Origin of the sequence: Leucobacter komagatae (assembly GCF_000834055.1) — a bacterium.
GTDB lineage: Bacteria > Actinomycetota > Actinomycetes > Actinomycetales > Microbacteriaceae > Leucobacter > Leucobacter komagatae_A.
Map to the genome: position 1 here is coordinate 14128 of NZ_JXSQ01000020.1, position 25100 is coordinate 39227.

Annotated in this window: 26 protein-coding genes, 1 tRNA gene and 1 riboswitch; of the genes, 8 read left to right on the forward strand and 19 right to left on the reverse strand. The window is 66.4% G+C overall.

Going from position 1 to position 25100, the window contains the following annotated elements; all coding sequences use genetic code 11:
- Positions 1-14: 14 nt before the first annotated feature.
- The 3 genes from SD72_RS12540 to SD72_RS12550 form a co-directional block, all read right to left on the reverse strand.
- The gene (locus SD72_RS12540) at positions 15-1940 is read right to left on the reverse strand and encodes a glycosyltransferase (protein WP_232299759.1); all 1926 of its coding nucleotides are present in this window, start codon (positions 1938-1940) and stop codon (positions 15-17) included.
- Between the two features lie 72 nt (positions 1941-2012).
- A complete protein-coding gene (locus tag SD72_RS12545) occupies positions 2013-2369 on the reverse strand; it encodes a hypothetical protein (protein WP_042544811.1) in 357 nt (118 codons plus the stop codon).
- Positions 2370-2483: 114 nt separating this feature from the next.
- Positions 2484-3878: an O-antigen ligase family protein gene (locus tag SD72_RS12550; protein ID WP_042544812.1), complete on the reverse strand. Its 1395-nt coding sequence runs from the start codon at positions 3876-3878 to the stop codon at positions 2484-2486.
- Between the two features lie 40 nt (positions 3879-3918).
- Between SD72_RS12550 and manA the strand changes: the two genes are divergently transcribed.
- Positions 3919-5193 carry a mannose-6-phosphate isomerase, class I gene (gene manA, locus SD72_RS12555; RefSeq protein WP_052492667.1) on the forward strand — a complete coding sequence of 425 codons (1275 nt, stop codon included), beginning with the start codon at positions 3919-3921 and terminating at the stop codon, positions 5191-5193.
- Between the two features lie 81 nt (positions 5194-5274).
- On the opposite strand, the gene SD72_RS12560 is transcribed toward manA, so the two are convergent.
- Positions 5275-6477, reverse strand: coding sequence for a pyridoxal phosphate-dependent aminotransferase (locus tag SD72_RS12560; RefSeq protein ID WP_042544814.1), 1203 nt, complete (start codon positions 6475-6477; stop codon positions 5275-5277).
- A gap of 184 nt (positions 6478-6661) precedes the next feature.
- Here SD72_RS12560 and SD72_RS12565 point away from each other — a divergent pair.
- From SD72_RS12565 to SD72_RS12585, 5 genes are all read left to right on the forward strand, one after another.
- Positions 6662-6737: transfer RNA gene (locus SD72_RS12565), tRNA-Trp, on the forward strand.
- Positions 6738-6775: 38 nt separating this feature from the next.
- The gene (gene secE, locus SD72_RS12570; protein ID WP_042544815.1) at positions 6776-7045 is read left to right on the forward strand and encodes a preprotein translocase subunit SecE; all 270 of its coding nucleotides are present in this window, start codon (positions 6776-6778) and stop codon (positions 7043-7045) included.
- 45 nt (positions 7046-7090) lie between these two features.
- Positions 7091-7912 (forward strand): transcription termination/antitermination protein NusG, encoded by an 822-nt coding sequence (gene nusG / locus SD72_RS12575; RefSeq protein ID WP_042544816.1) that lies wholly within the window; start codon positions 7091-7093, stop codon positions 7910-7912.
- Between the two features lie 14 nt (positions 7913-7926).
- Complete coding sequence (locus SD72_RS12580) at positions 7927-9060, forward strand: acyltransferase family protein (RefSeq protein ID WP_232299760.1); 1134 nt, start codon at positions 7927-7929, stop codon at positions 9058-9060.
- 76 nt (positions 9061-9136) lie between these two features.
- On the forward strand, positions 9137-9361 hold the full coding sequence (locus tag SD72_RS12585; RefSeq protein WP_042544818.1) for a hypothetical protein: 225 nt from the start codon (positions 9137-9139) through the stop codon (positions 9359-9361).
- Positions 9362-9640: 279 nt separating this feature from the next.
- Here the strand turns inward: SD72_RS12585 and SD72_RS12590 are convergent, their stop codons facing one another.
- Positions 9641-11623 carry an ABC transporter ATP-binding protein gene (locus SD72_RS12590; RefSeq protein WP_042544819.1) on the reverse strand — a complete coding sequence of 661 codons (1983 nt, stop codon included), beginning with the start codon at positions 11621-11623 and terminating at the stop codon, positions 9641-9643.
- A 168-nt stretch (positions 11624-11791) separates the two neighbouring features.
- On the opposite strand from SD72_RS12590, the gene SD72_RS17785 reads away from it, so the two are divergent.
- Complete coding sequence (locus SD72_RS17785; protein WP_232299761.1) at positions 11792-12043, forward strand: hypothetical protein; 252 nt, start codon at positions 11792-11794, stop codon at positions 12041-12043.
- Positions 12044-12075: 32 nt separating this feature from the next.
- Here SD72_RS17785 and ribH read toward each other — a convergent pair whose 3' ends face one another.
- Genes ribH through SD72_RS18310 form a run of 5 tightly spaced genes read right to left on the reverse strand, consistent with a single transcriptional unit; the run spans position 12076 to position 15666 of the window.
- On the reverse strand, positions 12076-12579 hold the full coding sequence (gene ribH / locus SD72_RS12595; RefSeq protein WP_042544820.1) for a 6,7-dimethyl-8-ribityllumazine synthase: 504 nt from the start codon (positions 12577-12579) through the stop codon (positions 12076-12078).
- Positions 12576-13907: a bifunctional 3,4-dihydroxy-2-butanone-4-phosphate synthase/GTP cyclohydrolase II gene (locus tag SD72_RS12600; protein WP_042544821.1), complete on the reverse strand. Its 1332-nt coding sequence runs from the start codon at positions 13905-13907 to the stop codon at positions 12576-12578. Before SD72_RS12600 ends, ribH begins: the two co-directional genes overlap by 4 nt.
- Before the next feature lie 40 nt (positions 13908-13947).
- On the reverse strand, positions 13948-14577 hold the full coding sequence (locus SD72_RS12605; protein WP_042544822.1) for a riboflavin synthase: 630 nt from the start codon (positions 14575-14577) through the stop codon (positions 13948-13950).
- The gene (locus SD72_RS18305) at positions 14577-15197 is read right to left on the reverse strand and encodes a RibD family protein (RefSeq protein WP_232299762.1); all 621 of its coding nucleotides are present in this window, start codon (positions 15195-15197) and stop codon (positions 14577-14579) included. Before SD72_RS18305 ends, SD72_RS12605 begins: the two co-directional genes overlap by 1 nt.
- The gene (locus SD72_RS18310; protein WP_232299763.1) at positions 15190-15666 is read right to left on the reverse strand and encodes a bifunctional diaminohydroxyphosphoribosylaminopyrimidine deaminase/5-amino-6-(5-phosphoribosylamino)uracil reductase RibD; all 477 of its coding nucleotides are present in this window, start codon (positions 15664-15666) and stop codon (positions 15190-15192) included. Before SD72_RS18310 ends, SD72_RS18305 begins: the two co-directional genes overlap by 8 nt.
- A gap of 54 nt (positions 15667-15720) precedes the next feature.
- Positions 15721-15867: riboswitch (FMN riboswitch) on the reverse strand.
- Between the two features lie 104 nt (positions 15868-15971).
- Here SD72_RS18310 and SD72_RS12615 point away from each other — a divergent pair.
- The gene (locus tag SD72_RS12615) at positions 15972-16541 is read left to right on the forward strand and encodes an isochorismatase family protein (protein ID WP_042544823.1); all 570 of its coding nucleotides are present in this window, start codon (positions 15972-15974) and stop codon (positions 16539-16541) included.
- 9 nt (positions 16542-16550) lie between these two features.
- Here the strand turns inward: SD72_RS12615 and SD72_RS12620 are convergent, their stop codons facing one another.
- The 9 genes from SD72_RS12620 to SD72_RS12655 form a co-directional block, all read right to left on the reverse strand.
- The gene (locus tag SD72_RS12620) at positions 16551-18407 is read right to left on the reverse strand and encodes a sensor histidine kinase (RefSeq protein ID WP_232299764.1); all 1857 of its coding nucleotides are present in this window, start codon (positions 18405-18407) and stop codon (positions 16551-16553) included.
- Positions 18404-18751, reverse strand: a complete 348-nt coding sequence (locus SD72_RS12625) for a response regulator (RefSeq protein WP_042544824.1) — start codon at positions 18749-18751, stop codon at positions 18404-18406. Before SD72_RS12625 ends, SD72_RS12620 begins: the two co-directional genes overlap by 4 nt.
- Positions 18748-18879 (reverse strand): hypothetical protein, encoded by a 132-nt coding sequence (locus SD72_RS18510; protein ID WP_269745587.1) that lies wholly within the window; start codon positions 18877-18879, stop codon positions 18748-18750. The genes SD72_RS12625 and SD72_RS18510 overlap by 4 nt, the downstream gene beginning before the upstream one ends.
- Positions 18876-20189, reverse strand: coding sequence for a glycosyltransferase family 2 protein (locus SD72_RS12630; protein ID WP_232299765.1), 1314 nt, complete (start codon positions 20187-20189; stop codon positions 18876-18878). The genes SD72_RS18510 and SD72_RS12630 overlap by 4 nt, the downstream gene beginning before the upstream one ends.
- A 162-nt stretch (positions 20190-20351) precedes the next feature.
- A complete protein-coding gene (locus SD72_RS12635) occupies positions 20352-21068 on the reverse strand; it encodes a PHP domain-containing protein (protein ID WP_042544825.1) in 717 nt (238 codons plus the stop codon).
- Entirely contained in the window at positions 21065-22054 is a 990-nt protein-coding gene (locus SD72_RS12640; protein WP_042544826.1) for an ATP-grasp domain-containing protein, read from the reverse strand. The genes SD72_RS12635 and SD72_RS12640 overlap by 4 nt, the downstream gene beginning before the upstream one ends.
- Positions 22054-23088, reverse strand: coding sequence for a response regulator (locus SD72_RS12645; protein WP_042544827.1), 1035 nt, complete (start codon positions 23086-23088; stop codon positions 22054-22056). Before SD72_RS12645 ends, SD72_RS12640 begins: the two co-directional genes overlap by 1 nt.
- 37 nt (positions 23089-23125) lie before the next feature.
- Positions 23126-24130 carry a tryptophan--tRNA ligase gene (gene trpS, locus SD72_RS12650; protein ID WP_042544828.1) on the reverse strand — a complete coding sequence of 335 codons (1005 nt, stop codon included), beginning with the start codon at positions 24128-24130 and terminating at the stop codon, positions 23126-23128.
- Positions 24131-24187: 57 nt separating this feature from the next.
- Positions 24188-25048, reverse strand: a complete 861-nt coding sequence (locus tag SD72_RS12655) for an exodeoxyribonuclease III (RefSeq protein WP_042544829.1) — start codon at positions 25046-25048, stop codon at positions 24188-24190.
- Positions 25049-25100 lie beyond the last annotated feature (52 nt).

The following is a 25100-nucleotide window of genomic DNA, read 5'->3' on the forward strand; positions in this document are numbered from 1 at the left end:
GAGTGTGGAGGACGCTACCGCCCGGTGAAGGTCTTCTCCCACGCCTCGACGGAGGTGATAGAGGGTAGGGCCGCTCGATACTCAGCGGCGAGTCGGTCCCAGTTCTTCTCGATCTCCTTGCTCAGCGCGCGCGACTCACGCAGCAGGCGACGGAACTTCTCCCGATCGTGGCGGTACCACATCTTCCCGCTCCCGTCGGCGGCGCCAACAATCACGTTCGGATGGTGCGGGATCTGCCACCAGTGTGCGCCCTGCTTGGCATATTCGAGTTCCGGCTGCGAATCGGCCGGGACGCTTGAGCGGCGCCAGTGCTGCGGAACCATCTTCGCCGTGAACAGCGCGAGTTGGGCTCCCGTTGGGCCCTTTGGTTTTTCTTCCAGCTCGGGTAGCGCGCGCCCCCCGCGCGCAACGGGCGTCTCGGGGTCACCCGGCCGGTATACCCGAGTCTCTGGGAATTCCTTGGCGCGTGCTCGAGCCGCGGGCATCTCCTTCGAGATCGCGTCGTGCAGGCCTGATGGCCCACGGAGCACGGAACGCATGCCGTCAACAGCGAGCTGTGTCGCGTAGTACTGCATGTTGAGCAGCTTCTTTATATCTTGGCGTCCGCTGTTCTGCAGCAGCCTGCCGCTGCGAGGGCGGTCGGAATGCAGCAGACCTGCGATGAGTCGGTTTCTTGTGTGGAAGAATGCCTGCCAGTCTTGCGAGTCGTCCTTGTCGAGCCACGACACGTGCCATAGGGCGACGCCAGGGAGTGACACGGTGCGGTAGCCCGCAGCTTTCGCTCGGAGGCCGTACTCGGCGTCGTCCCATTTGATAAAGACTGGCAGGGAGAGCCCAATCTCAGAAATGACCTGTTTCGGGATCATGCACATCCACCAGCCGTTGTAGTCAGCGTCGAGGCGTGCGTGCATCCATTTCGTCTGGCGCAGGTTGCGCTTGCGGAAATCGTGGCGATGTTGTTCCTCGAATGAGGGACCCCACATGAACGGATCGGGCCTCACAACCTCTGCCCAGGCGTGCATCACAGGTTTGTCTAACAGGTCGAACATGTGGCCGCCGACGATCACGGGCTCGCGGCTGAACCTGCCGAACTGCAGCGCGCGCATTGCGCTCTCTGTTTCGAACTCGATGTCGTCGTCGAGCAGCAGCAGGAAGTCAGTGTCTTCACGTTTCAGCGTCTCAGCCATCGAGCGCGAGAAGCCCCCAGAGCCGCCAAGATTTCCCTGCTCGATGATTTGCAGGTGGTCCCCAAGCTGCGCCGCGACCTCATCGAAGCCTGGCTCGTCCCGCACCTTCTGGGTGCCCTGATCTACCAGGAAGATGCGGTCTATGCCTTCCAAGAGGGAAGGGCTCTGCGCGATGTTCGCGAGTGTCGCTACACAGTAGTCGGGCTTGTTGTAGGTGGTCATGCCAAGGCTGAGTTTGCCTGTGAGCACGGGCGCTTCTTCAGTCGTCCAAGCGCCATCCTCGAGGATCACATCCTCGGTGCTCGCGATGAGGTCGAACCAATACCATCCGCCATCGCTGAACGAGGTCAGCGACAGGTCGAAGACACTTTCCTCGGTACCGGTGACCTGCCGCGAATCCACTCGTTGTGCGACGCCGTTGGAATTGGAGCGGTAAATGATCACCGTGCCGCGCCCAGTGGTGCGGAGGGTGAGCCGCACGCTTGTAACTACGGTCCATCGCTGCCAGTACGCGGCAGGGAAAGCATTGAAATAGCTCGCAAAAGAGACTCGCGTGCCCGACCGCACCCTGGCGCTTGAGCGCGACAGCACGTTGTCGATATTGGCGTTGTTGCTCAGACGAACGGGGGTGCCGTCAATCTGCGTCCAAATCTCAGAATCCGCGTAGAGCGGCAGGACATCTGGATCCTGCGTCGTTGGAAGCACGATCGATTGCAGCGTTGTCGGCATGAAGACACGCCTCTCTGTGGTCATACGGGCACAAGCGAAAAACAGTCTATCCTCGGCGTGCAAATTACGGGCTGAGAGGGCCAGCGAGAGCCACCCTTACTCGATATCAAGCTTCCCAGCTGCCCGCCACACAGCTACTGCGAGCTCGGGCACAGCGTCGGCGATCTCTCGGAGTAGCTCGAATTCGACGCGGTCGGCGTTGCCACGGTGGATGGCAGCGTCATCGCTCGATGAGTGCGAGGCTAACCGGGCGAGCCCGTATTCCGCGAGCTGTCCGCGGACCTCGAGGAGCTCGTCTCGGAGCGCTGCGACGACGAAGTCGTCTAGCTCGGGAACCTCTTCGTAGGCGATCGCGGGGTCTTGCCCACCGCGCACCCGATACTCGAGGATGGTCTGTCGCTCGAGTCGCGCGTCGGCCCGCAGTTTGAGCAGGCGCTGAGTGGTGAGGTTCACGACTCTAATCTACCAAGCCGCGCTGGGTGCCCAGCGTGGGGAGCGCCCAGCCTGGGGAGCGCCCGGCGACGCGAGCGCCCCGCGACGGGAGCCACTAGCGTGGGGTGCGCCCCACTAGGGGCGCCGCTTTGCCGCGAGCGCCGGTGCGTGATCGCGGGGGATGGGAACCTGACGCCAGGGCACGCGCTGCGGTTCTGCGTCGAGCGAGGGCAGTTCGAAGTCGAAGCGGGACTTTGCTGCGAGGAGCACGAGCAGTAGCCAGCCGCTTTCGATGAGAATACGGCTCTCGGTGAGTGACTGCACGACGAGCGCAACCATGAGCAGGAATGGCCACAGCGCGCTGGTCGCGTAGGGCAGTGGCGCCCCGAACCCGCGGCGTGGCTGATCTACGGCGCGGAACCAGACGCGCCAGAGCGTGAGGGCGACGAGGAGGAAGAACAGGAAGAGCCCAACGATGCCGAGCTGGAGCCAGACATCGAGCCAGGCGTTGTGGGCGCTCATCACCTGAATGCCGCCCTGGGTGTCGAGCGAAGCGAACGGCTCTGCCCACGGTGCCCAGTAGCTGATCCAGCCCCAACCGAACCACGGGCGCTGCTGGGCGAGCTGGATGACGCCCTCCCAGGTTTCGCCGCGCCCCGTGAGGTCGCTGCTCTTGCCGAGCAGTCCGAAGATCGCGGAGCGCGCGAAGAGCAGCGCGGCGGTCATGCCGGCGAGCAACACGGCGCCGGTGATGTAGACGGGGAGCCGGCCTTCAGGACCAACCCTGCGCGCCCACAGGGCGAACGCGAGCGCGACGATGACGGCGGCGAGGGCTACGGTGACGGTCGCGGAGCGGGTGAGTGCGAGGGTTGCGACCGCCAGCAGCACCCAGAACCAGCCGGCAAAGCGCGTGATGAGTTTCGCGCGGAGCTGGATGGCGAAGACGATGAGGCCGATGAGGCCGATGAACCCGAACAGCGTCGAGCTTGCGACGAGGCCCTGGATGGGGCCGCCCTCGAACAGGAGGTCGCGGCTCCAGTACAGCAGCTTCGGGGTGTTCGCCTCCTGGGCTGCGGTGAGCTCGAGCCACGGCGGCAGGATCGGCTCCCTGATGAACACTGAGACCCACAGCTCGAAGAGGAGCGACAGTCCGATGAGGTACCGCAGCGCGGTGCCGAGTGTGCGGAGTACCTCGTGCCAGGTCAGCACGAACGCAAGCGCAACGGCAACGAAGGTGGTGAGCAGTTGCGCAATGGTGCCGAGCACGCTCTCGAGGGTGTACTGCGACCAGATGATGGAGAGCGCAGCGAGCGCGAGGAACAGGTAGATCGGGGCGGGGAGCCGGTACCACCTGAAGCGCTCTGGCCTGAGGCGGAGGAACATCACTGCCCCGATCACGGCGAGCGCGACCGCTGCGATGATGAACCCGGGCCAGTCGATGAGGTTTCGGACGCCGTTGCTGCCGAGTGCGAAGACAAAAACGACGATTGCGTACGCGCTCACCCCGAGTCTCGTCTTGCTATTGGCCATACCCGGTATGGTAGAGCATGCCAATACCGCAGGGAGCATTGTGCTGATCTTCATAGAGAACACTCCGCGCGCATATGCGTGGGGATCCACGGATGCGCTCCCCGCCATGCTCGGTCACGCGCCGACGGGGGAGCCGCAGGCGGAGCTCTGGCTGGGGGATCACCCGGGGAGTCCCGCGAGTGTCGCGAAGGCGACTCCGGTGCCACACACGCTCATTGAGCTGATCGCTCAGGATCCCGAGCACTACGGAGTGAACGGCGGCTCGCTGCCGTTTCTGCTGAAACTGCTCGCGATCGGCGCACCGCTTTCGCTGCAGGCCCACCCCAACCAAGAGCAGGCCGCTGCGGGGTTCGCTGCGGAGAACGCTGCTGGGGTGCCGGTTGATGCGCCGCACCGCAATTACCGCGACGCGAACCACAAGCCCGAGCTGCTTGTCGCGCTGAGCGAGGTGACCGCGCTCAGCGGTTTCCGGCCGCTTTCGGAGGCGGTGCAAGACGTTCGCGCGCTCGCCGCAGCCGCGCCGCATGGCTCGGCCGCGCTGTGGGCGGTCGCCGACCGGCTCGTTTCGGCGGCTCCTGAGCGCGCGCGGGAGGAGTTCTTGTCGTGGGCCTTCGCAGACTCGGAGGATGTCTCGGCGGCGATGTTTGGCATCGTCGACGCGGTTGGCGAGGGATCGCAGCCAGCGATCCACGCTGACAGGCTGCTCTGCCTGCGTGAGCTGATCGCGCACTACCCTGGCGACCCTGGTGCGCTGGTGTCGCTGCTCTTGCATCACGTTCGTCTCGCGCCGGGCGAGGCTGTGTACCTCGGGGCGAGGCAGTTGCACGCGTATCTCGGCGGTATCGCGGTTGAGGTGATGGCCGCCTCGGATAACGTGCTGCGGGCCGGCCTCACGCAGAAGCACATCGATATCCCGGAAATGCTTCGCGTGCTTGACTTTGGCGAGCTCGCTGAGCCGAGGTTCTGGAGCGAGCGGATCGCGCAGGGGTTGTGCGCGTGGCGGCCACCGATCCGAGATTTCCAGCTGTTCAGGGCGCGCGTTTCGAGCGATGGTGGATCGGGCTCGAGCGTGTCGGGGGCCGTAGGCGGGCACCTCGGCGTGCACCTCGATGGCGCGGCCGCCGAGGTGGTCATGGACGCGAGTTCGCCGCTTGTGCTCATCGCTACGGCCGGCAGGGTGCTCGTTTCTCGGCCAGACGCCGAGCTCGCTGAGATGGCGAACGTCGGCCGCGGGCAGTCGCTGTATGTGTCGGCTGGCGAGCCCATTCATCTCACGGGGAGCGGTGAGGTCTTCCTTGCCGCTGTCGGCGCCTAACCGCGCCACAACGCAGTCTGGCCCGGTCGAAATCGACCGGGCCAGACTGCGTTGTGCGACTCGGGAGTCGCCAGCCGCGCGCTATTCGGAGAGCAGGGCCTCGATGCGGCGGATGCCCTCGACGATGGCGTCGTCGCCCAGCGCGTAGCTGAAGCGCAGGTAGCCTGACGGGCCGAATGCTTCACCAGGCACCGCGGCGACCTCAGCCTCGGAAAGGATGAGGTCTGCGAGCTCGAGCGACGTCGTCGGGGTGACCCCACGGATCTCGCGGCCAAGCGCTGCGGTGACGTCGACGTAGGCGTAGAAGGCGCCCTCTGGCGTGGGGCAGTGGAAGCCAGGAACCTTGTTCAGTGCTTCCACGATGAGTCCGCGGCGACGGTCGAAGGCCTCGCGCATCTCCTCGATGGGCTCCTGCGGGCCGTCGAGCGCCGCGGCCGCCGCGATCTGCGCGATGTTGTTGATGTTCGACGTCATGTGCGACTGCAGGTTTGCTGCGCCCTTGACGAGGTCTGCCGGCCCGATGAACCAGCCGATGCGCCAGCCGGTCATGGCGTAGGTCTTCGCGACGCCGTTGACGAGGATCGTGTTGTTCGCGAGTTCCGGGACTGCCTCGACGATCGAGATCGCGCGCACCCCGTCGTAGGTGAGGTTCTGGTAGATCTCATCGGTGACGACGAGGAGGTTGTTTGCGAGCGCCCACTCGCCGATCGCCCGCGTCTCCTCCGGCGTGTAGACGGCGCCGGTCGGGTTCGACGGGGAGCAGAACAGCAGCGCCTTTGTGCGCTCGGTGCGTGCCTGTTCGAGCTGCGCAACGGTCACCTTGTAGCCCTGGTCGGCCCCGGCGAACACCTCGACGGCGGTGCCGTCAGCGAGCTTGATCTCTTCGGAGTAGCTCGTCCAGTACGGTGCGGGGAGAATGACCTCGTCGCCCGGGTCGAGGATCGTTTGGAAGGCCGAGTAGACGGCGTGCTTGCCGCCGTTGGTGACGATCACCTGCGCAGGGGTGATGTCGAGACCCGAGTCGCGCTTCGTCTTGCGCACGATGGCTTCCCGAAGCACGGGGAGCCCAACGGCTGGCGTGTAGCGGAAGTTCTTCGGGTCGTCGAGTGCGGCACGCGCGGCATCGACGATGTGAGCCGGGGTCGCAAAGTCTGGCTCGCCCGCGGCGAAGCTGATGACAGGGCGGCCCTCGGCCTGGAGGGCTTTCGCCTTGGAATCGACCTTCAGCGTTGCTGACTCTGCGATAGCGGCGATCTTCTTTGACAAACGGGAGATTTCGGTCACATCCCAAGCCTACAGCGGGATACATGCGGGGTGAAGCACCGAGCAAAATCGGTGTTGAGGGCGCGCCATGCCGACTCAGTTCGACAAGGCCCGCCAGATCGCGTACAGTTATAGCTAGGCATTGACTTCTGCCATTATCGGTTGTGCCCAAAACACTATTGATGCGGCGGAAGTTTCACCTTTTAGGGTGGTGGCGCAATTGGTAGCGCAACGGTCTCCAAAACCGTAGGTTGCAGGTTCGAGTCCTGTCCGCCCTGCCACACCTGGACGTGAGTCCGGGGCACTGAAAGGACACCTGATGAGCAGCACTGAACTCGCTGAGAACGGCGGAAACGTCGAGCCAGCGAAGGGGGACGACCGGAAGCGCGGCTTCTTCGGGCGAATCATCCTGTTTGTCCAGCAGGTGTTCTCTGAGCTGAAGAAGGTCGTCACTCCGACCCGCAAGGAGCTCGTCAGGTACACGCTCGTCGTGCTCGCCTTCGTGGTGGTCATGATGGCGCTTGTGTACGTCTTGGACAGGCTCTTCGGTTGGGTCACCCTCTTCGTCTTCGGCACGCCCCTTCGCTAACCCAAGACGATCAACAACAGTAACGAACGAGAAGGCACGACTGAGATGACGCCCGAGAACAGCACCACACCCGAGGCAGAGCTCGACGCGGCGCTTGACGCGCTGGCGAACGTTGCCGACCCCGAGGTCGACGCGGCAGTTGAGGATGCGCTCGAAATCGACTCGATCGATGAGGCAGACGCCGCAGCAACCGCAATCGTCGACGAGGAATCGCTCGAAGAGGGCGAAGAAGACGCAGAAGCCGAGTCCGCTGAAGACCCCTACAAGGCCTTCAAGAAGGACCTGCGTCGCCGCCCGGGCAAGTGGTTCGTGATCCACACCTACGCCGGCTACGAGCGCAAGGTGAAGTCCAACCTCTGGAACCGTCGCGAGGTCATGGGAGCCGTAGACGATGTCTACGAGATCCAGGTCCCGATGGAAGAGGTCATGGAGGTCAAGAACGGCCAGCGCAAGATGGTGACCCGCGTGCGGATCCCCGGCTACGTGCTCGTTCGCATGAACCTCACCGAGAGCACCTGGTCCGTTGTGCGCCACACCCCTGGTGTGACCGGCTTCGTCGGTAACGCACACAACCCCGTGCCGCTCCGTCTCAACGAGGCGTTCGAGATGCTCAAGAGCACCGTCGAGCTCGAGCCGTCAGCAACCGCAAAGGGCAAGGCCCCCGCGAACGCTGTGGCCCAGGGCCAGGTCGAGATCGATTTCGAGATCGGTGAGACCATCACCATCAAGTCGGGATCGTTCGAGGGCCTCCCCGGAACGATCAGCGAGATCAACCCTGCCGCTGGCAAGCTCACCGTGCTCGTTTCGCTCTTCGAGCGCGAGACACCGGTGGAGCTTGGCTTCGACCAGGTCACGAAGATGGTCTAACCCTGGGAGCTTCAGTGTCCTCCGCTAAAACGCGCGTCGCCCTCTGGGACAACGCGCGTTTTGCGCTTATTGTGCTTGTGGTCATCGGCCACCTCATTTCGACGGTGCGCACCGACACCGAACTGGGGTTCGGGCTTTACGCCTACATCTACCTGTTCCACATGCCGGCAATGATCGCGCTTTCTGGGCTGTTTTCGAAGCCCGAGGTGACGCCGAAGGCAGTGACTTCGACGATCCAGCTGCTCGTCGTGTGGCTCGCGTGGGAGGGGATCTGGGCGCTGCTCCGCGGCGTCGTCGAGGGGAAGCAGTTGAGCCAGGGGTTCCTGGTGAGCCCCGCCTGGACACTCTGGTTCCTGGTGACGCTCGTGACGATGCGCATTCTCCTGCCCTTCATCGCCCGATTTAAGCACCCGTTGCTGCTCGCAACGGCGCTCGCGCTCATCGCGCCGCTGCTCCCGGCTATTGGCGTGCACTTTTCTGCTGCGAGGACGCTCGCGTTCCTGCCGTTCTTCGTCGGCGCCTACCTCGCGAAGGAGAGGGGCTGGCTGACGGGCGAATGGTTCATGGCCCCGAGCGCGAAGATCCGAGCGGCGGCCTGGGCGCTGCTCGCCGGGGTCGCGGGTGCGCTTGCGGCTACCGCGTTCCTCCCCGGTGGCATCAAGGGGTTCTGGCGTATCGACCGCTGGCTCACCCACCGCGACAGTTACGCCTGGATGTTCGACAAGGCGCCGATTGGGGGCTGGGACGCGAACGGTGAGGGTGTGCTCGGGTGGGCAGGCCTTGCGGCCGGCGGGATCCTGGTGGGGGCCGTCCTCATCGCTGTCGCGACCGCGATGACACTCGCACTGCTGCTCGTGGTCTCGCGCAAGCAGTCGATCTTCACGGTCTGGGGCGCGCGTACGCTGTACGTCTACCTGCTCCACGGCGTGATCGTCTGGGCGCTGCGTGAGTCGGGCGCCGTCGCCGCGGTCGGATCCCTCGGCTGGGGCGGCGTCGTGCTGCTTTCGCTGATCGCGGCCTCGATCGCCGCGGTGCTCTCGATGAAGTGGGTGTCGGTTCTCTTCCGGCCCATCGTCGAGCCCCGCATCGACTGGCTGTTCAAGCCCGCGGAGGCTTCGGCGCCTGCCGCTCCACGCCCGCAGCCTTAGTGTCGAGGCCTGCGCGCTGCGCTCTCCCGCCCGTCTGTCCTCCCGGCCCGCGGTGCTGCCGTGTTACCGTCGAGGCATGAACAGTGTCCCGGGACGCACGCACGCACAAGCGGTCTGGCCGCGGACCCTCTGCATCGCGGTAGCGGCGATCGCTGGTGCCGTGCTGGTGCTGCTGGTTCCTTGGCTAGTCGCGGGCGCGGATCCCGCCCTGTGGGGAGCGGCGGCAGGGCTCGCTATCCTCGTGCTCGGCTTCGGGATCCTCGGCATCCGCCTCCGCGCAGCGCACGACCGCCCGAACTAGCAAGACTCCCGCAAGGCCCTTTCCCAAGGTCGCCGCCCCACCCCGCTGACACTCTCGCAGCCCAGTAGGCACCGCCCAATAGTCCCGCTCAATAGTCCCGCTCAATAGTCCCGCTCAAAGGGCATGCTTTCAGCGAGGTCGCCCCTCTTCAACCGCAACATAGGCATGACCTCGCTGAGGACATTCCGTTTCGCGGAAGGGGAGTGGGGAGGAGGTGTGCGAGGAGCGTGAAGCGGGTCCAGTCCAGGTGGGCAGGGCCCAGCTTGGCCCAAGCGCTGCTTACTCCGCGGCGTCCTTAGAGACCAGCAGCTGGTGCTGCGCGAGCTCGCGGTAGAGCGGCACCGACTCGACGAGCTCGGCGTGAGTGCCCTGACCGATCACGCGGCCGTCGTCGAGCACGATGATCTTGTCGGAGTCGACGACCGTTGAGAGACGGTGCGCGATGACGACGAGCGTGCGCCCGGTCGCAACCGAGTCGAGCGCCTCGCGCATGAGTCGCTCGTTGACGCCGTCGAGCGAGGCGGTCGACTCGTCGAGGAGCAGGATCGGGGGAGCGGTGAGCAGCGCGCGCGCAATCGCGAGGCGCTGCTTCTCGCCGCCGGACAGCATGAGGCCGTTCTCACCGACCTGCGCGTCGAGCCCGGAGCGGAGGCCACCCGTTGCCTTGGACCGATCGAGCACCCCACCAAGGTTCACGGCGCGCAGCACCCGCTCGCACGCCGCGTCGGTTGCCTGCGGCGAGGCGAGCAGCAGGTTGTCGCGGAGCGTACCGGCGAGCACCGGCGCGTCCTGCTCGACGTACCCGAACTGCGCGCGCAGCTCGGTCCGATCGAGCGTGCGCAGGTCTGCCCCGAAGAGTTCGACCGCGCCGCCGTCGGGGTCGTAGAACCGTTCGATGAGCCCAAGAATGGTTGATTTCCCCGCGCCAGACGGGCCAACGAGCGCGACGCGTGTGCCACGTGGAACATCGAAGGAGACGCCGTGGAGCACGGGGGTTTCAACGATCTCCGCCGGAATGGCCGCCGCGTCCCTGCGGCCGCGGCCGCGCACGAGTTCGCGCGCGTCGACCCGGTCGGGCGCTGCGGAGCGGTAGGTGAAGCGCACGTCGGCGAAGCGGATCGCCGGGGCCGCTTCATCACGTGCTTGTTCGAGGGTGACGATGCTCCCGGAGGGGGAACGCACCGCATCGCCGTCCGTCTCGGCGTTCAGGCTGTCGATCTCTTGGATGCGGCCAAGGGCGCCGAGCGCCTGGTTGACCGCAGTGAATGCGCCGAAGGCCTGGCCAAGCGGGGTGATCATCATGAACAGGAAGATGACGAACGTGACGAGCTGGCTGACTCCGATCGCACCCGTTGCGACTCGGTACCCGCCGAATCCGAGCACCGACAGCAGCGAGACCTGCAGTGCGATGAAGGAGATTGGCACGATGAGCGCCGAGATCCGCGCGATCTTCAGCCCAAAGCCATATGCTTCCTCGGCCTGCTGCTCGATCGCCGCCTGCTCACGGTCGGCTGCGCCCGCCGCCCGGATCGTGCGCATCGACCCAATCGCTCTGTCCACGGCCGCGGCGAGGTCGCCAACCTTCTCCTGCGCCTGTGCCACCGCGGGCCGAATCCGGCTCGCAAGCAGCACGACGACGACGAGCGACACTCCGATGATGCTGAAGGTGATGAGGAAGAGCACGGGGTCGATGACGAGCATGCCTACGAGTGCCCCGACGAACAGGAGCGACCCGCCGACGGCCTCGACGAGGCCCTGCGTGAGAACCGCCCGCAGCAGCGTGGTGTCGGAGCCGACGCGCGACACGAGATCGCCTGTGCGGCGGCGGTCGAACTCGGAGATCGGCAGGTGCAGAATCTTCGCTATCAGGCGCCGGCGCGAGCGCAGCACGACGCCCTCTCCCATGCGCTGCAGCAGGTAGTGCTGGTAGCCGTCAAGGAGCGCACCCGCGACGACGAGCACGACGAGCACGATGACGAGGGTGCCGAGCGGATCGGCTTGCTGCACTCGTTCGATGACCTGGCCTACGAGCAGCGGCTGCGAGAGCGACACGAGGGCGCTCACAAGGCTGAGCGCGATGATGAAGGCGAGGAGGCCCCGCTGCTCGAACAGGTAGGGGAGCAGCTGCTTCAGTGAGGCACGGGGCCCCGAAACGCCGGGCCCTGATCCCGCCCGCCTGCGCGTGCTTCGCGCGGTATCTGCGTCCGCTGCCTGAGGGGCGTCTGCGGGGGGAACGGGCTGTTGCGCGTTGGAATCTGGCACCCGAATACTCTATCCAGAAGCGGTGCGTGACCCCTGTGAAATATGTGCGGCATCGCCCGTGATTGCGCCGTTGTGACGGGCCCCGGGCTGGGAGCGCGCACAGGGAGGGCTGCGACGATGCCGGGAAGGAGCGACGGTGAGACGGCAGCGTGTGAGGGTGGTGTTGGCATGAACGACAAGGCCGAGCGCAGGCGCCGCAGAGCTGAGGAGCTGGAAGAGGCGCGCAGGGCTGGACGTCGGAGACGGGTGGCGCTCGCGAGCGTGCTCGGGTTCGGGCTGATTCTAATCGCGCCGATCCCGATCACCGCGACGAGTTCGCCCCAGTGCACCGCCGGCACCCCCGCCTCCGAGTGCGAAACAGAACGCGAGCTGCAGTGGACGCCGCTCGCGCAGATCGTCTGGCGGGCCCTCAGCCGGTAGTCGTCGCGGGGCCCTTCGGCCCCGCGACTGCGCTACACGGTCGTGCCGGACTCGCGGATTGCGCGCAACTGCACCGCCAGGTGCAGAGCGGCCTCGGCGGCCTCCTGGCCCTTTGACTCTACGGACCCCGGAAGGCCGGAGCGGTCGAGTGCCTGCTGTTCGTTGTCGGTCGTGAGCACGCCGAACCCGACGGGGCGGGCTGCGTCGAGCTGCACGCGGGTCAGACCGTCGGTGACGGCGGACGCAACGTACTCGAAGTGCGGCGTGCCACCGCGGATAATCACGCCGAGGCACACGGCGGCGTCGAAGCCGCCGCCACCCGCAGCGGTCGGAGTGAGGGCAGCCTGCGCCGCCGCTGGCAGCTCAAACGCGCCGGCGACAGTGAAGAGCGTCTGCGCGGCCCCAGACGCGTTGACTGTCTCCTGCGCGCCTGACACCAGGCCGGCCATGATCTCGGTGTGCCAGCTTCCCGCGATGATCGCGACACGAAGCCCGCTCGCGTCTACGGCGAGGCTCGGTGCTCCTGCTCCACTCATGCCTGTGCTCCTTCTGTGGGGGTCGTAGCGGACGTCTGCCGATTGCGCTCGGCGTCTGCCGCGAAGTCGCCGTTCGGAAGCTGGTGGCCCATGCGATCGCGCTTCGCCTGGAGGTACCCGCGGTTCTCCTCGGTGACGCCAACAAACAGCGGCACGCGGTCGCTCACGGTGAGACCGTGCAGCTCGAGCTGCGACACCTTGTCGGGGTTGTTCGTGAGAAGACGAACGTCACTCACACCAAGGTCGGCGAGGATGTCGGCCGCCGCGGTGTAGTCGCGTGCGTCGGCGGGCAGACCGAGCTGCAGGTTGGCGTCGAGCGTATCGATGCCCTGTTCCTGCAGCTGGTAGGCGCGGAGCTTGTTGGCGAGCCCGATGCCGCGCCCCTCCTGGCCCCGAAGGTAGACGACAATGCCGCCGCGTTCGTGGATGAGGTCGAGCGATGCGTTGAGCTGCGGCCCGCACTCGCACTTGAGCGAGCCGAAGGCCTCGCCCGTGATGCACTCGGAGTGCACCCGCACGAGCGCGCCCTTGCCTGGCATTGAACCGTCGGGGAGCTTTGCGACCAACGCGATGTGGTCGACACCGGCCCTGCGGTCGCGGTATGCGAGCGCGCGGAAGTCACCGTGCTCGGTGGGGAGAAGGGTGTCTGCGCGGAGGCTCACACGGCGCGAGTGGCCCTGTTCGGCCGGTGTGCCGGCCGGGTCGTGCTCGTTCAAATAGCCGATGAGCTGTTCGATGGTGATGACGAGGACGCCCTCGGCGTCGCCGAGCTCAATGAGGCCTGGCAGCCGCATCATCTCACCGTCGTCCGCGACGATCTCGGCGATGATCGCGACCTCGCGAAGGCCGGCAAGTCGCATGAGCTCGACCGCGGCTTCGGTGTGGCCGTCGCGCGCGCGGACGCCACCATCAACGGCGCGCAGTGGGAGAATGTGGCCGGGACGATTGACATCCGTCGGCACCGCGTCGGGGTTCGCGAGTACGCGCGCGGTCGTCGCGCGATCGCTCGCGCTGATGCCGGTCGTCACTCCTTCTGCTGCATCCACGGTGACGGTGTAGGCGGTGCCGCGCACGTCCTCGTTACGCTCGACCATCATGGGCAGGTCGAGCTGGTCTGCGATTTCGTTGGTCATCGGCGCGCACAGCAGGCCGGAGGACCTGTGCACGGTCCAGGCGATCCACTCTGCGGAGGCGAGCTCTGCGGAGATGATGACATCGCCTTCGTTCTCGCGATCCTCATTGTCGGCGACAATGACGGGGCGTCCTGCCTTGATGGCGGCGATCGCCTCTTCGATCGAGGCAATGCCCTCGGTGCGTGCGGTGCTCATTCGGTGTCCTTTGTGGGTGATGGGGTCAGTATGGCCGCGACTACGCGTTGTCTGTGAAGCTGAGCATACGCTCGACGTGGCGGGCTATGAGATCTGTTTCGACATTGACGCGGTCGCCAGGGGCGAGTTCGCCGAGCGTCGTGGCGACGAGTGTCTCGGGAATGAGGGATACCTCAAACCACTGCTCGGCCTCGGCAGCGGGTGAAATCGCAGAGACCGTGAGCGAGGTGCCCGAGAGCGTCACGGAGCCCTTGTCCACGAGGAGCGGAGCGAGCTCGCGCGAGACCGCAAAGCGAAGCGTGCGCCAGGCGTCGCCCTCCGTCGCGGAGAGCAGCGTCGCGGTGCCGTCAACGTGGCCCTGCACGATATGTCCGCCGAGGCGCGTGTCGAGACGGGCTGCGCGCTCAAGATTCACGCGGCTGCCAGGAGCGAGCTCGCCGAGGGTCGACATGCGGATCGACTGCGCCATCACGTCTGCGCTGAACGTGCCGCGGCCGGCGCCGTCAGTGCCCTGCTCGATAACGGTGAGGCAGACGCCGGAAACCGCAATTGATGCGCCGTGCGTCGCGTCGCTCGTGACGAGCGGACCGGCGACGGTGAGGCGAAGCGAATCGCCGATCGGGGCGACGGCGACGATCTCGCCGATTTCTTCGATGAGTCCGGTGAACACTAGCGAGTCTCCTTCTTGGCGGGCGTTGCGATGATGAGTAAGTCTTGTCCGAGCTGCTCGGTGCGGGTGAATTCGAGGCGGTGGATCCCGGCCATCGACGCGATCCCGAGGTCTCCGACCGCGAGCCGGGGGCCGCCGAGCAGGGCCGGGGCGATGTAGACGAGCAGCTCGTCAACGAGGCCGGCGCGGAGCAGCGAGCTCGCGATGCCAGGGCCGCCCTCGACGAAGACGCTGTGGATCCCGAGCGCTGTGAGCTCCGCGAGGTCGGCCGCGAGGTCCGCGCCCGCGAGCCGCAGCGGAGCTGGGAACCGCTCGCCGAGCGCTGGGTGGGCGAGCACGCGCGAGGCCGCGGGGATCGGGCGGGATCCCACAACGATCGGCACCGGCTGGCCTGCCGCGGGCACGAGCAGTTCGCCGCTCGGCGTGCGGGCGGTGAGGGAGGGATCGTCGGCGAGGAGCGTGCCCGTCCCGACGAGGATCGCGTCGGCGGCAGCGCGCCGCTCGTGTACGTCGACGCGGGCAGCGGGGCCGGTGATCCACTGGCTCGAGCCGTCTGCGGCGGCAGCGCGACCGTCGAGCGTCTGCGCCCACTTCACGGTTATCTTGGGGAGCTCAGCCACGCTGACCACCTCCCTGGCGCGCGAGCCACGGGCCTAGGAACGCGCGGCCCTCAGCTTCGAGGAAACCGCCGGCCACGGGGATCCCGGCCGCGCGGAGCCGCTCGGCACCGCCGCCAGACACCTCGCCGGGATCCGGCAGCCCAAACGCGACCGCGCCGATGCCGCTTGCGACGAGCGCCGCGGCGCAGGGACCGGTTCGGCCGGTGTGATTACAGGGCTCGAGCGTGACGACGGCCGTGAGATCCTCAGCTTTGGCGTCGGAGGGGAGCTTCGAGAGTGCCATGACCTCGGCGTGCGGGGTGCCCGCCCCCAGGTGCCAGCCCTCTGCGACGGTCTCGCCCGCGGCGTCGAGGATGACGCAGCCGACCTGCGGGTTCTCGTCGGCCTCCGGACCCTGCGCTGCGAGCACGAGGGCGCGGCGCATCGCGGACTCGATCACCTCGGGTGAGAGTACGTGCGCGGCCGGCATGCTTTCCCTTTCGGCAGCCCGGGGCACGGGGTGCGCGAAACGTCGCCTCACACACCCGCGTTCCTCCTATCCGGACTTGTGCGCGGGCCAAAACCCCACACATCACCGTCGGTGCCGGAATTACACCGGCTCAACCTCGCGGATGCGAGGGTCGCGGACTTTCACCGCCGGTTCGGAATCCCACCGACCCCGGAACACACCCCAAGCATAGCCTGACGCGCCCGGGAGTGGTGGGGTGAACGCTACGGGCGAAACATACCGAGGCGCCTGCGAGAATGAAGTCAACTGCCCCATGGAGGTCCGCAATGGCTGCTCACCCTGAATCCGCGCCCTGGCTTGTCATCATCGACCCGCAGCACATCTTTGCCTCACCGGAGTCAGAGTGGGGTTCGCCCTTCTTCGCTGAGGCGTTCGTGAACATGCGCCGTCTCGCTGCCGCGGCTGCTGGGCGGGTGCTCATCACTCGGTGGCTCCCCACAGGCGACCGCGACACCGCGTGGGGCGACTACTTCGCTGCCTGGCCGTTCGCGGATCGGGAAGCAAGCGACCCGGCCTTTGACCTCGTCCCAGGGGCACGCGAGCTCTCAGATCACCCGACGCTCGACCTGCCAACGTTTGGGAAATGGGGTGCTGAGCTGAAGGAAGCAACGGGGGGCGCGGCCGTCGTGCTCGCTGGCGTCTCGACCGACTGCTGCGTCATTTCGACGGCGCTGGCTGGTGCGGATGCTGGCGCGAGGATCACCGTCGCTCAAGACGCGTGCGCTGGTTCCAATGGGGAGAACCATGCCGCGGCGATTCACGTCATGAGTCTGTACCCACCGCAGCTCGCAATCGCCGACACCGCTGCCTGCGTTGAGGTCTTGCGCGCCGCCTAGAACACCGGGCTAGGCGGCGCCGGAAACGGTTGGCAGCGCCTGCGTTCGCGGGGTGAGCGGCAGCGTCATATCGAAGCTGGTGCCGACCCCTTCCTCGCTTGCGACGGTCATGCTCCCGCCGTGTGCGACGACAATCGCGTGCGTGATGTTCAGGCCAAGGCCAACGCCAGGCACTGCGTTCGCGGTCGCCGTCGAAGCGCGGAAGAAGCGGTCGAACAGTCTGCCCTGCTCGTCTTGGGGGATCCCGATTCCCGTGTCTCGAACCGAGACGACAACGGTGTCAGCCGTCTCGGTGACGGTGGCCTCTACGCGGCCGCCGCGCGGCGTGAACTTGATGGCGTTGGAGATGAGGTTGTCGAGCGCCTGGCCAATGCGACCACCATCGATCTGCACGCTGATCGGGTGCTCAGGAAGGGACACGGTGAGTGTCACTCCCTGCTCCGCCGCGTGTGGCATGGCCGAGTGGATCGCGACGCGAACGGTCTCGCACATGTTGTGGTGGTGGAGCTCGACGGGAAACCGGCCAGACTCGACCTGTGCCGTGAACAGGAGATCCCCGACCAGGGCGAGCAGGCGTTTCGCGTTCCGCTCGATGATGTCGACGAAGTCGCGCTGGTCGTCGGTGAGCGGCTGCTGTGGATCGTTGCGGAGCAGGTCGATGAACCCGATGATCGCGCTCAGCGGGGTGCGCAGTTCGTGCGAGATCATCCCGACGAACTGATCCTTCATCCGCGCGACCTCTGCGGCGCGAGTTTCGTCCGTAACCACGAGGAGGTACCCCTGCTGCTGGCCAGCGCCATCGTTGCGGCGGGTGACGGTGAGTCTCGCCGGGATGGTCGCCCCGCCCGCGGTCATGATCTCGAGGTCTTCGTCCGTGGTGAGGCCCGCGCTCGCCCTGGCGAACAGCTCCTGTATTCCGGCCGGCAGATCGCCAGGCTCTCGCGGTTCGCTGCCCGCGCGCGAGACAACAGCAGTGTCGGGGGAGCCGGCGCCGCCGCGCTGCTGGTCAGTCGTGTTGGCGAGCGCCTCAAGCACGGAAGGCGCAAAGAAGCTGTCGACCCGTACCCGGTTGAGGGCCTCCTCCTCGGTCAGCCCAATGATGCGCTCGGCGCCCGGATTCCACGCGGTGATCATCCCGCTGCGGTCCGTCGCGATGACTGCCTGTGCGGTGATCGCGGCCCACAGGCTTTCGAACGACTCGAGCACCGTCCGGTACCGGTGCTCGCTTTCACGCAGCTGCGCGATCATCGATTCGTTCGTGTGGAGCGCGGCAGTGCGCTCGGCGACGAGCTGCTCCGCCTGTTCCACCCGTATTCGCTGCTGTCGCGACAGCTCGTTGATGACACCGGCGACGGTGGCGTACACGAGCGGTGCGATCACACCACGCAACAGCTCTGTCGGGTTCTCGGGTGGGTGCATAAGGTACGGCACGAAGACCATGCCCGACGTGAGCGCGAACACGACAGCGACGTAGCGGGGGCCAGGGGCCGTCGCGAGCCAGACGACGGGGATGAGGATGAGCGTCGCGAAGAGCGACTGTCCCGCCCCGGTTCCCGCACGGAAGAGCCCGAAGCCAACAATGTCGAGCATGGGGATGAGCAGCACGAGAAATCCGTGCAATTGACCGCGGGCGCTGAGGAGCGCGGCGAGCACGGTTGCCGCGGCGATGACGGATGCCGCCGCGATCACGAACGTCGGCTGTGTTGGTGTGAGCCCGGGAACGAACCGGATGATCGCCAGAGCGAGCAGTAACGCTGCGACCGTCGGCGCCTGCTTGAGGAGCGGATTCGGGTGGTCGAAGTTGCGGTACCAGCGCACGGCTGTTCCCGGTGCTATGGCGTCTGCTGGCACGGTGCTCGGGCTCACCGCGTCAGGCCGGCGAGCAGCTCGTGGAGCGTCGCGCCCGTGAACGGCTTCGGGAGTGCACCGTCCGCGAGGGGGTAGTCCTCCCTGTCGAGGACGGAACTGATGACGATGCGGCAGTCGGGGAAGGTGGCGCGGACAAGCCGCGAACACTCCTCGCCGGTGACTCCCGGCAGTCGCAGGTCGATGATGGCGAGGCTCGGTGAGATCGTGGGGAAGGCCGCGATGGCGGCTTCGGCTGTTGCCGCGGAGAACACGTCGTAACCTTCGCGGTCGAGCAGCGTACGCAGCAGCTGCGTTTGCTCACCGTTGTCCTCGACGGTGAGGGCGAGCGAGCGCGCGGTCATCGCAGCAACAACTCTCGCACGATGACGACGGAAGCGACGATAGCAAGGGCGAGGAGGGCCTGCGGCACGAGCCGCCACTCCCTGCGGGCATCGCGACGGATTTCTGCGCGCGACTCACTCCTGTTCACGACACGACCCTCCCAACCTTCTCGGTTTTCACCCACGACGCGTCAGCGCCGCGCCACTCTTTGACGTAGGAGTCAACTGTAATGGCGCAGAGCAGCGAGCCATAGCCACAGACATAAATCAGTAGACCTGCGACAAATCGGCCGCCTGGCAACCGTTCCGCCCAGCGTGCCGCCCACGCGCCAAGCAGGGAGATCGGGCCCCAGAGGTACAGGATGCTCGAGTAGAGGAAGCGGTCGCTCGGTGTGAGCTGGCCAAACCATTCGGTGAGGGCCTGATCAGTGAGGCCGGGGAAGAGCGCGACACCCATGATGAGCATCGCGCCAATCCCGGGGAAGAGCAACGCTTCGCGCCACGAGCGCAGCGCGGTTCTCGGGTCGAGCTGTACCGCGAAGACGATCGAGTACAGGTAGGTGCATGCTGCGATGATCCACATGAACCGGAAGACCGACTCCGCAGTCTCGCTGTGGAGCACGAGCAGTGCGAATAGCGCCGCAGACGACAACAGCAGGAACACGGGCAGCAACAGAATGCTGAACCACGCGACACCGAATGGGATGCTGCCCAGGCGGTGTTGGCGGCTTGGGCGGAACCATACGCGCCGGTAGATCGACGTGAGTTGCACGTTGCCGCGAGCCCAGCGCAGCCGCTGCTTCCAGAGCGCATCGACAGAGCGAGGCTCCTCGGCGAGCACGACGGCGTGCGGTTCGAACACCATCTTGCGGCCCGCGAGTTGGCTCGCGAACGTCGTCATGGTGTCTTCGGCCAGGGTGCCGGTCGGGATCCGCCCACCGATGGCCTCGAGGTTCGCGCGGGAGTGCAGCTGCGCGCCGCCAGCCAGGCAGGCGATCGCGCCGAGCACGTTCTGCGCGCGCCTCGCGGCGAGCTGCGAGATCACGTACTCCACCCCGATAAACCGGGTGAGGTAGTTGCGGTCGTGGGAGCCCTCCGCGATGTACGCGGTGACGGCTCCGACGCGTTCGTCGGCGAGATGGCGCGTCATCTTCGCGAGCGAATCCCTGGCGAATATCACGTCGGCGTCCATGATGAGCACGGACTCGGCCCAGCTGTCATTGAGGATCGTCTCGATGCCGTGGTTGAGCGTGTGGGCTTTGCCCTCACCGCCGACCTCGCGCCGAAGATGAAACACGCGGCCGGGGTGCGCGGCAGCCCGCGCGAGCACGACATCCGGGGTGTCATCGGTTGAGGCGTCGTCGACGACGTAAATCCGGAGCCGCTCCGGCGGGTAGTCAAGCGTGAGGAGCCGGTCGATCGACGCGCCGATGACGAGCCCCTCGTTCCAGGCCGGCACGATGACGGCAACGTGTGGGGTGTGCGGTGCCGCACGCCGGTAGTGATTTTTTTACCGCGTGGAAGGGCAGCACGAGGAACTGGAATGCGGTGTTGAACACCGGGAGCGTGCCAACGAGCACACACACGATGAGGAAGACGGCGAGCGCCACCCCGAAGCCGTTCACGATCCTGCCCCCGCGGCCGACAGGATCTCTCGAACGCGCTCGTAGCGGCCAACGCTGCCGGCATCGTGGCTGTCGGTTGAGGCGACGACGGTTGCACCCGCCGCGTGCAGGGCGGCGACGGCGCGGGGCCCCGGGCACCCCCACTTCTCGTTCACTTCAACGTGAGTGTCGGTCGCGGCAGCGGTCTGCGCGAGCGCTGACAGCTGGGTGTCGGTAAGCTCCGCCTCGCTGAGCCCGAGCTTCGGGAGGATCGAGAAGCAGTGTGCGAGCTGATTGCCTGGGTGGCGTGTCATCGCGAGCAGCGTCGCAGAGACGAGCATCTCGAGCGCCTCGGCTGCCGGCCAGCCAGCTGCGATCCGCTCGCGTACTTCGCCAGGGGAGAGTGGCCCCGCGTCGCCGGGGAACTGATGATCGGCGATGAGGATGCGGTCGATGCCGGGTGGCAGCGGCGGGAGATCGAGGGATCCTGAGCTGTCGAGGATCTTGGTCTCAACACCCGTGAGCACGGTCAGCCCGTCGGGGACGTCGAGGGCTGCCACCGCCGCAACGTAGTCGGGCACCCAGGTGGTGCTCGCCCGCACGTGATCGACGAGGCGAACCGTATCGAGGCCTGCGGCGTGCGCCGCTGCGACGTTCTCCGCAAGCGTTGAGCTCGCGTCGTCGGAAAACGTCGAGTGCACGTGGAAGTCGCCACGCGTGAGCGCCCCGCTCATGCGTCGTCCTGGTGGCCGGCGTGCGCGGATTCGAGGAGCTCGCTCACCTCGACGGTGATGTCTTCGAGAAAGCGGACGGCGGCGAGCTCGCGGAATTCGACCCGCTCCGGCAGCTGCTTTCCGAGGAACAGGTCGACGACCAGGGACGGGATGTCGACGCCAGCGGCGATCGTGAGCGGGAGCGCCCCGGGAAAGCGCGGGTTTACCTCGAGGAGCATCGCTCGCCCATCGCGGTCGCGGCGCAGCTGCACGTTCGCGACACCAACGAGGCCGATCGCGCGCGCAACAGCAGCGGCCGTCTCCTCAAGCTCTGGGTCGCGAACCGTGCGGCCAGCGATCGCGACGCCGGAGTCGACACGCGCTCGCGTGCGGGGAACGGCGGCGACGACGTGACCGGCCGCATCCGCGATGACGTCGACGGAGTATTCCTCTCCTGGCAGCAGGTCTTGCACGATGAGGCCCTCATCGAGCGGAAGCGCCGCAAGCGCTGCGCGGTCGGGCACCGTGCGAATTCCGCGACTGCCAGCGCCCTGCCGCGGCTTCGCGAACGCCGGAAACTCCCACTCTGTCGCGAGTGCGGCCTGGCCGGCGAGTACCGTGCGCGGCGCGCGACCGGTCTCAGCGCAGCGTTCGGCGAGCGCGAGCTTGTCGAGGCATACCCTGAGGGTCTGCGACGGGGGAGCGGCGAGCACTGCCGGCGCGAGCTCTTCGCGCCGGTCAGCGAGCGCCTCGAGCTCAACGTCTACGGTCGAGATCACGATGTCGATCGCGTCGGCCGCGACGATGGCGGAGATTGCCTCGACGAAGCCGGCATCCTTGCCGGGCGGCACGAGCCGTCGCTGCTCGGCTGGCACGAGGTAGAGGCCGCTCGCCCAGCCGTCCATGTCGGCCGAGAAGACGGTGAGGTCTGCCCTGCGCAGCAGCGAGCGCACGACGGCAACTCCTGCCGGCCCGCCCGTCCCGGTAACGAGTACGCGTGTCGACATCAGTTCTCCATTCGCAGGTGCTCATAGCTTTGCGCGAGCTCGGTGCTTTCGCGCACGACCTCGAGGGGTTCGACCGCGGTGCCACCGCCGAACCGCGTCCAGTACCTCGCCGTCGCGGTAACGAAGTCGTGCGAGAGGTAATCGCGGTTCGCGGTTTGGGAGCCGAAGCAGGCGAGCAGCTCGAGCTTACGGTCGAGGAATTGCTCGATGCGCACGAACCTCGTCGGCCGGTAGTCAATCGTCGCCGAGGGGCTCTGGTAGCAGGCGACGGTTCCAACGTTCCGCGTGGCGACGATCGTCGCTTCGCTCACGGCGCGGTGGTCTTGATGCCTGTCATGGCCCGAATGGGTGTACACGACCGTCGGGTCGACTTCGCGCACCACCTCCTCGATGAGGCGCACGCTCGGCCCGCCGCTCGGGATTTCGGTATCGATGAGGTCCTTCAGGAACAGCCGTGCGCCAAGCAACTCCGCTGCGGCGAGTGACTCGAACTGCCTGCTCGTGGCGTCGCCGCCGCGCGCGCCGCGCGAGAGGGTGAGCACGGTGATGCTGTCGCCTGCCGCTGCGTGCGCGGCGAGGATCCCGCCCGCGCCAATTTCGACGTCGTCGGGGTGCGCGCCAATGGCGAGCACGCGCTCCGGGCGTCGCTGTGTGCTCCTCGCACGCCCCTCTGCGGCGAGCCGGGTTACGGCCTCGACGAGGCGGGCGTTGTCGAGCGGTTTCGTGAGAAACTCGTCGGCCTGCGCCCGCAGCGCCGAGACAGCGTATTCGACCGAGACGTGTGCGGTCATCACGATGACCGGCACGCCTGGCAACTGCTTTCGCAGCTGCTCAAGCATGTCGATTCCGCTGAGTCCAGGCATCTCGATGTCGGTGACGATGACGTCTGGCGTGGTTTCGAGCGCGCGGGCGAGCGCACGCTCTCCGTTGTGCTCCACCATCACGGTGCACCCAGCACGGCGCTCGAGCACGGTGCGCACGAGCAGCGCGACGTCCGGATCGTCGTCAACTACGAGAACATTGGTCTCTGGCATATCGCGACCCCCCCCCTGGAGCGAATGAGTCTGAACTCTAACGCATCAGGCCAACGCGCTCATAGACCAGATCGAGTGTTCTGTTGGCGATGTCGTTCGCGCGTTCCGCACCGCGGGCGAGCAGCCGGTCGAGCTCGGCTGGATCCGCCATGAGCTCCTCGGTGCGGGCGCGAACGGGCGCAAGCGTCTCTTCGACGACTTCGGCAACGGCCTGCTTGAGGTGGCCGTAGCCCTTGCCAGTGAACTCGGTTTCCAGCGACGCCACGGAGCGCTCGCCGAGCACCGAGAGGATCGTGAGGAGATTGGAGACGCCGGGCTTCTCCGCCCGATCGAAGCGGATCTCGGTCCCGTCGTCGGTTACCGCTCGCATGATCTTCTTCTTCGTCACGTTGGCTGGGTCGAGCACCTTGATGAGCCCCGCCTCCGTCTCAGCAGACTTCGACATCTTCGCAGTCGGGTTCTGGAGGTCATAGATCTTCGCGACGGTCTTGGGGATCTGCGCCTCCGGCACCACGAACGTGTCGCCGAAGCGCGAGTTGAAGCGGTTCGCCAGGTCGCGGGTGAGCTCGACATGCTGGCGCTGATCCTCGCCGACGGGCACCGTCTCCGCCTGGTAGAGCAGAATGTCGGCGGCCATGAGCACCGGGTAGGTGAAGAGGCCAACGGACGCAGCGTCAGTGCCGTTCTTTTGCGACTTGTCCTTGAACTGGGTCATGCGGCTGGCCTCGCCGAACCCGGTGATGGTGTTCAGCACCCACGCGAGCTGGGCGTGCGCGGGGACGTGTGACTGGATGAACAGCGTCGACTTCGCCGGGTCGATCCCGGCGGCGATGTACTGCGCCGCGGTGCGGCGGGTGCGCTCAACAAGGCCTTGTGGGTCCTGCGGAACGGTGATTGCGTGCATGTTCACGACGCAGAAGATCGCGTCGTAGTCCTCTTGCATCTTCGTCCACTGGCTGAGTGCTCCGATGAAGTTGCCGAGTTGGAGGGAATCGCTCGAGGGCTGCATCCCGGAAAAAATGACTGGCTTGGTATCGCTCATGGTGTTGTAACTGCGTTTCTTGTAAGTGTGTGGTGGCCGCGCTGCTGCCAGGGGGCGTTAGATGCGGTAATCGACGACGACGGGAGCGTGGTCGGACCATCGTGTGTCGTATGAGGCTGCGCGGTCGATCGTGTAGTCGATGACGCGCTCGCCGAGCTGGGGCGTGACGACGTGATAGTCGATGCGCCAGCCGGTGTCGTTGTCGAACGCCTGACCGCGGTTGGACCACCATGAGTATGGTCCCTCGACCTCGCCCGCGAAGGTGCGCCCGACGTCGACCCAGCCGTAGCCCTCTCCCTCGGAGCCGTCGACGCCCGTCACGGTCTCACCGCGCGGGCCGAAGAAGCGGTCGAAGTAGGCGCGCTCGCGGGGCAGGAAGCCGCTCTTCTTGCGGTTCCCCTTCCAGTTCTTAATGTCGAGTTCGCGGTGGCCAACGTTGAAGTCGCCGACGATCGCGGCGAAATCTCGCTCCGCCGCAAGCTCGTGCATGCGCACGCCCATGGCGTCGAGGAACGCCCACTTGGCTTCCTGCCGCGGCGTGTCGACCTCGCCGGAGTGCGTGTAGTTGCTCACCACAGTGAGCTGCGAGTCTCCGAACGCGAAGTCAGCTTCGAGCCAGCGGCCGGACGACTGCACCTGCTCCTGGGTCTCGGCGCCGCCGAGCCCGACGCGGTGTGCGAGCGACGGCACGCGGCTCGCAATAGCGACCCCAGCGCGTCCCTTGATCTCGCATGGGTCGTGCAGCCAATGCCAACCGGCCGCTCCCAGGAATTCCTCGAGGTGCTCGTCTTGGGCGCGCACCTCCTGCAAAGCAAGGACATCGACGTCGCGCGCAGCGAGCCAATCACCCATGCCCTTGCGGTATGCGGCCCTGATGCCGTTGACGTTTACCGACGCGACGCGGAGAGAATCACCCATGCCCTCCAGTGTAGAGGTGCGACACACCTCGCTCCACTGACCCTCAATGGCA

What these genes read in the sequence shown, in the direction of transcription:
- SD72_RS12540 (WP_232299759.1), bottom strand. Translation starts at nt 1,940, where the DNA reads ATGACCACAGAGAGGCGTGTCTTCATGCCGACAACGCTGCAATCGATC.
- SD72_RS12550 (WP_042544812.1), bottom strand. Translation starts at nt 3,878, where the DNA reads ATGGCCAATAGCAAGACGAGACTCGGGGTGAGCGCGTACGCAATCGTC.
- secE (WP_042544815.1), top strand. Translation starts at nt 6,776, where the DNA reads ATGAGCAGCACTGAACTCGCTGAGAACGGCGGAAACGTCGAGCCAGCG.
- nusG (WP_042544816.1), top strand. Translation starts at nt 7,091, where the DNA reads ATGACGCCCGAGAACAGCACCACACCCGAGGCAGAGCTCGACGCGGCG.
- SD72_RS12585 (WP_042544818.1), top strand. Translation starts at nt 9,137, where the DNA reads ATGAACAGTGTCCCGGGACGCACGCACGCACAAGCGGTCTGGCCGCGG.
- SD72_RS17785 (WP_232299761.1), top strand. Translation starts at nt 11,792, where the DNA reads ATGAACGACAAGGCCGAGCGCAGGCGCCGCAGAGCTGAGGAGCTGGAA.
- ribH (WP_042544820.1), bottom strand. Translation starts at nt 12,579, where the DNA reads ATGAGTGGAGCAGGAGCACCGAGCCTCGCCGTAGACGCGAGCGGGCTT.
- SD72_RS12600 (WP_042544821.1), bottom strand. Translation starts at nt 13,907, where the DNA reads ATGAGCACCGCACGCACCGAGGGCATTGCCTCGATCGAAGAGGCGATC.
- SD72_RS18310 (WP_232299763.1), bottom strand. Translation starts at nt 15,666, where the DNA reads ATGCCGGCCGCGCACGTACTCTCACCCGAGGTGATCGAGTCCGCGATG.
- SD72_RS12615 (WP_042544823.1), top strand. Translation starts at nt 15,972, where the DNA reads ATGGCTGCTCACCCTGAATCCGCGCCCTGGCTTGTCATCATCGACCCG.
- SD72_RS12625 (WP_042544824.1), bottom strand. Translation starts at nt 18,751, where the DNA reads ATGACCGCGCGCTCGCTCGCCCTCACCGTCGAGGACAACGGTGAGCAA.
- SD72_RS12635 (WP_042544825.1), bottom strand. Translation starts at nt 21,068, where the DNA reads ATGAGCGGGGCGCTCACGCGTGGCGACTTCCACGTGCACTCGACGTTT.
- SD72_RS12640 (WP_042544826.1), bottom strand. Translation starts at nt 22,054, where the DNA reads ATGTCGACACGCGTACTCGTTACCGGGACGGGCGGGCCGGCAGGAGTT.
- SD72_RS12645 (WP_042544827.1), bottom strand. Translation starts at nt 23,088, where the DNA reads ATGCCAGAGACCAATGTTCTCGTAGTTGACGACGATCCGGACGTCGCG.
- trpS (WP_042544828.1), bottom strand. Translation starts at nt 24,130, where the DNA reads ATGAGCGATACCAAGCCAGTCATTTTTTCCGGGATGCAGCCCTCGAGC.
- SD72_RS12655 (WP_042544829.1), bottom strand. Translation starts at nt 25,048, where the DNA reads ATGGGTGATTCTCTCCGCGTCGCGTCGGTAAACGTCAACGGCATCAGG.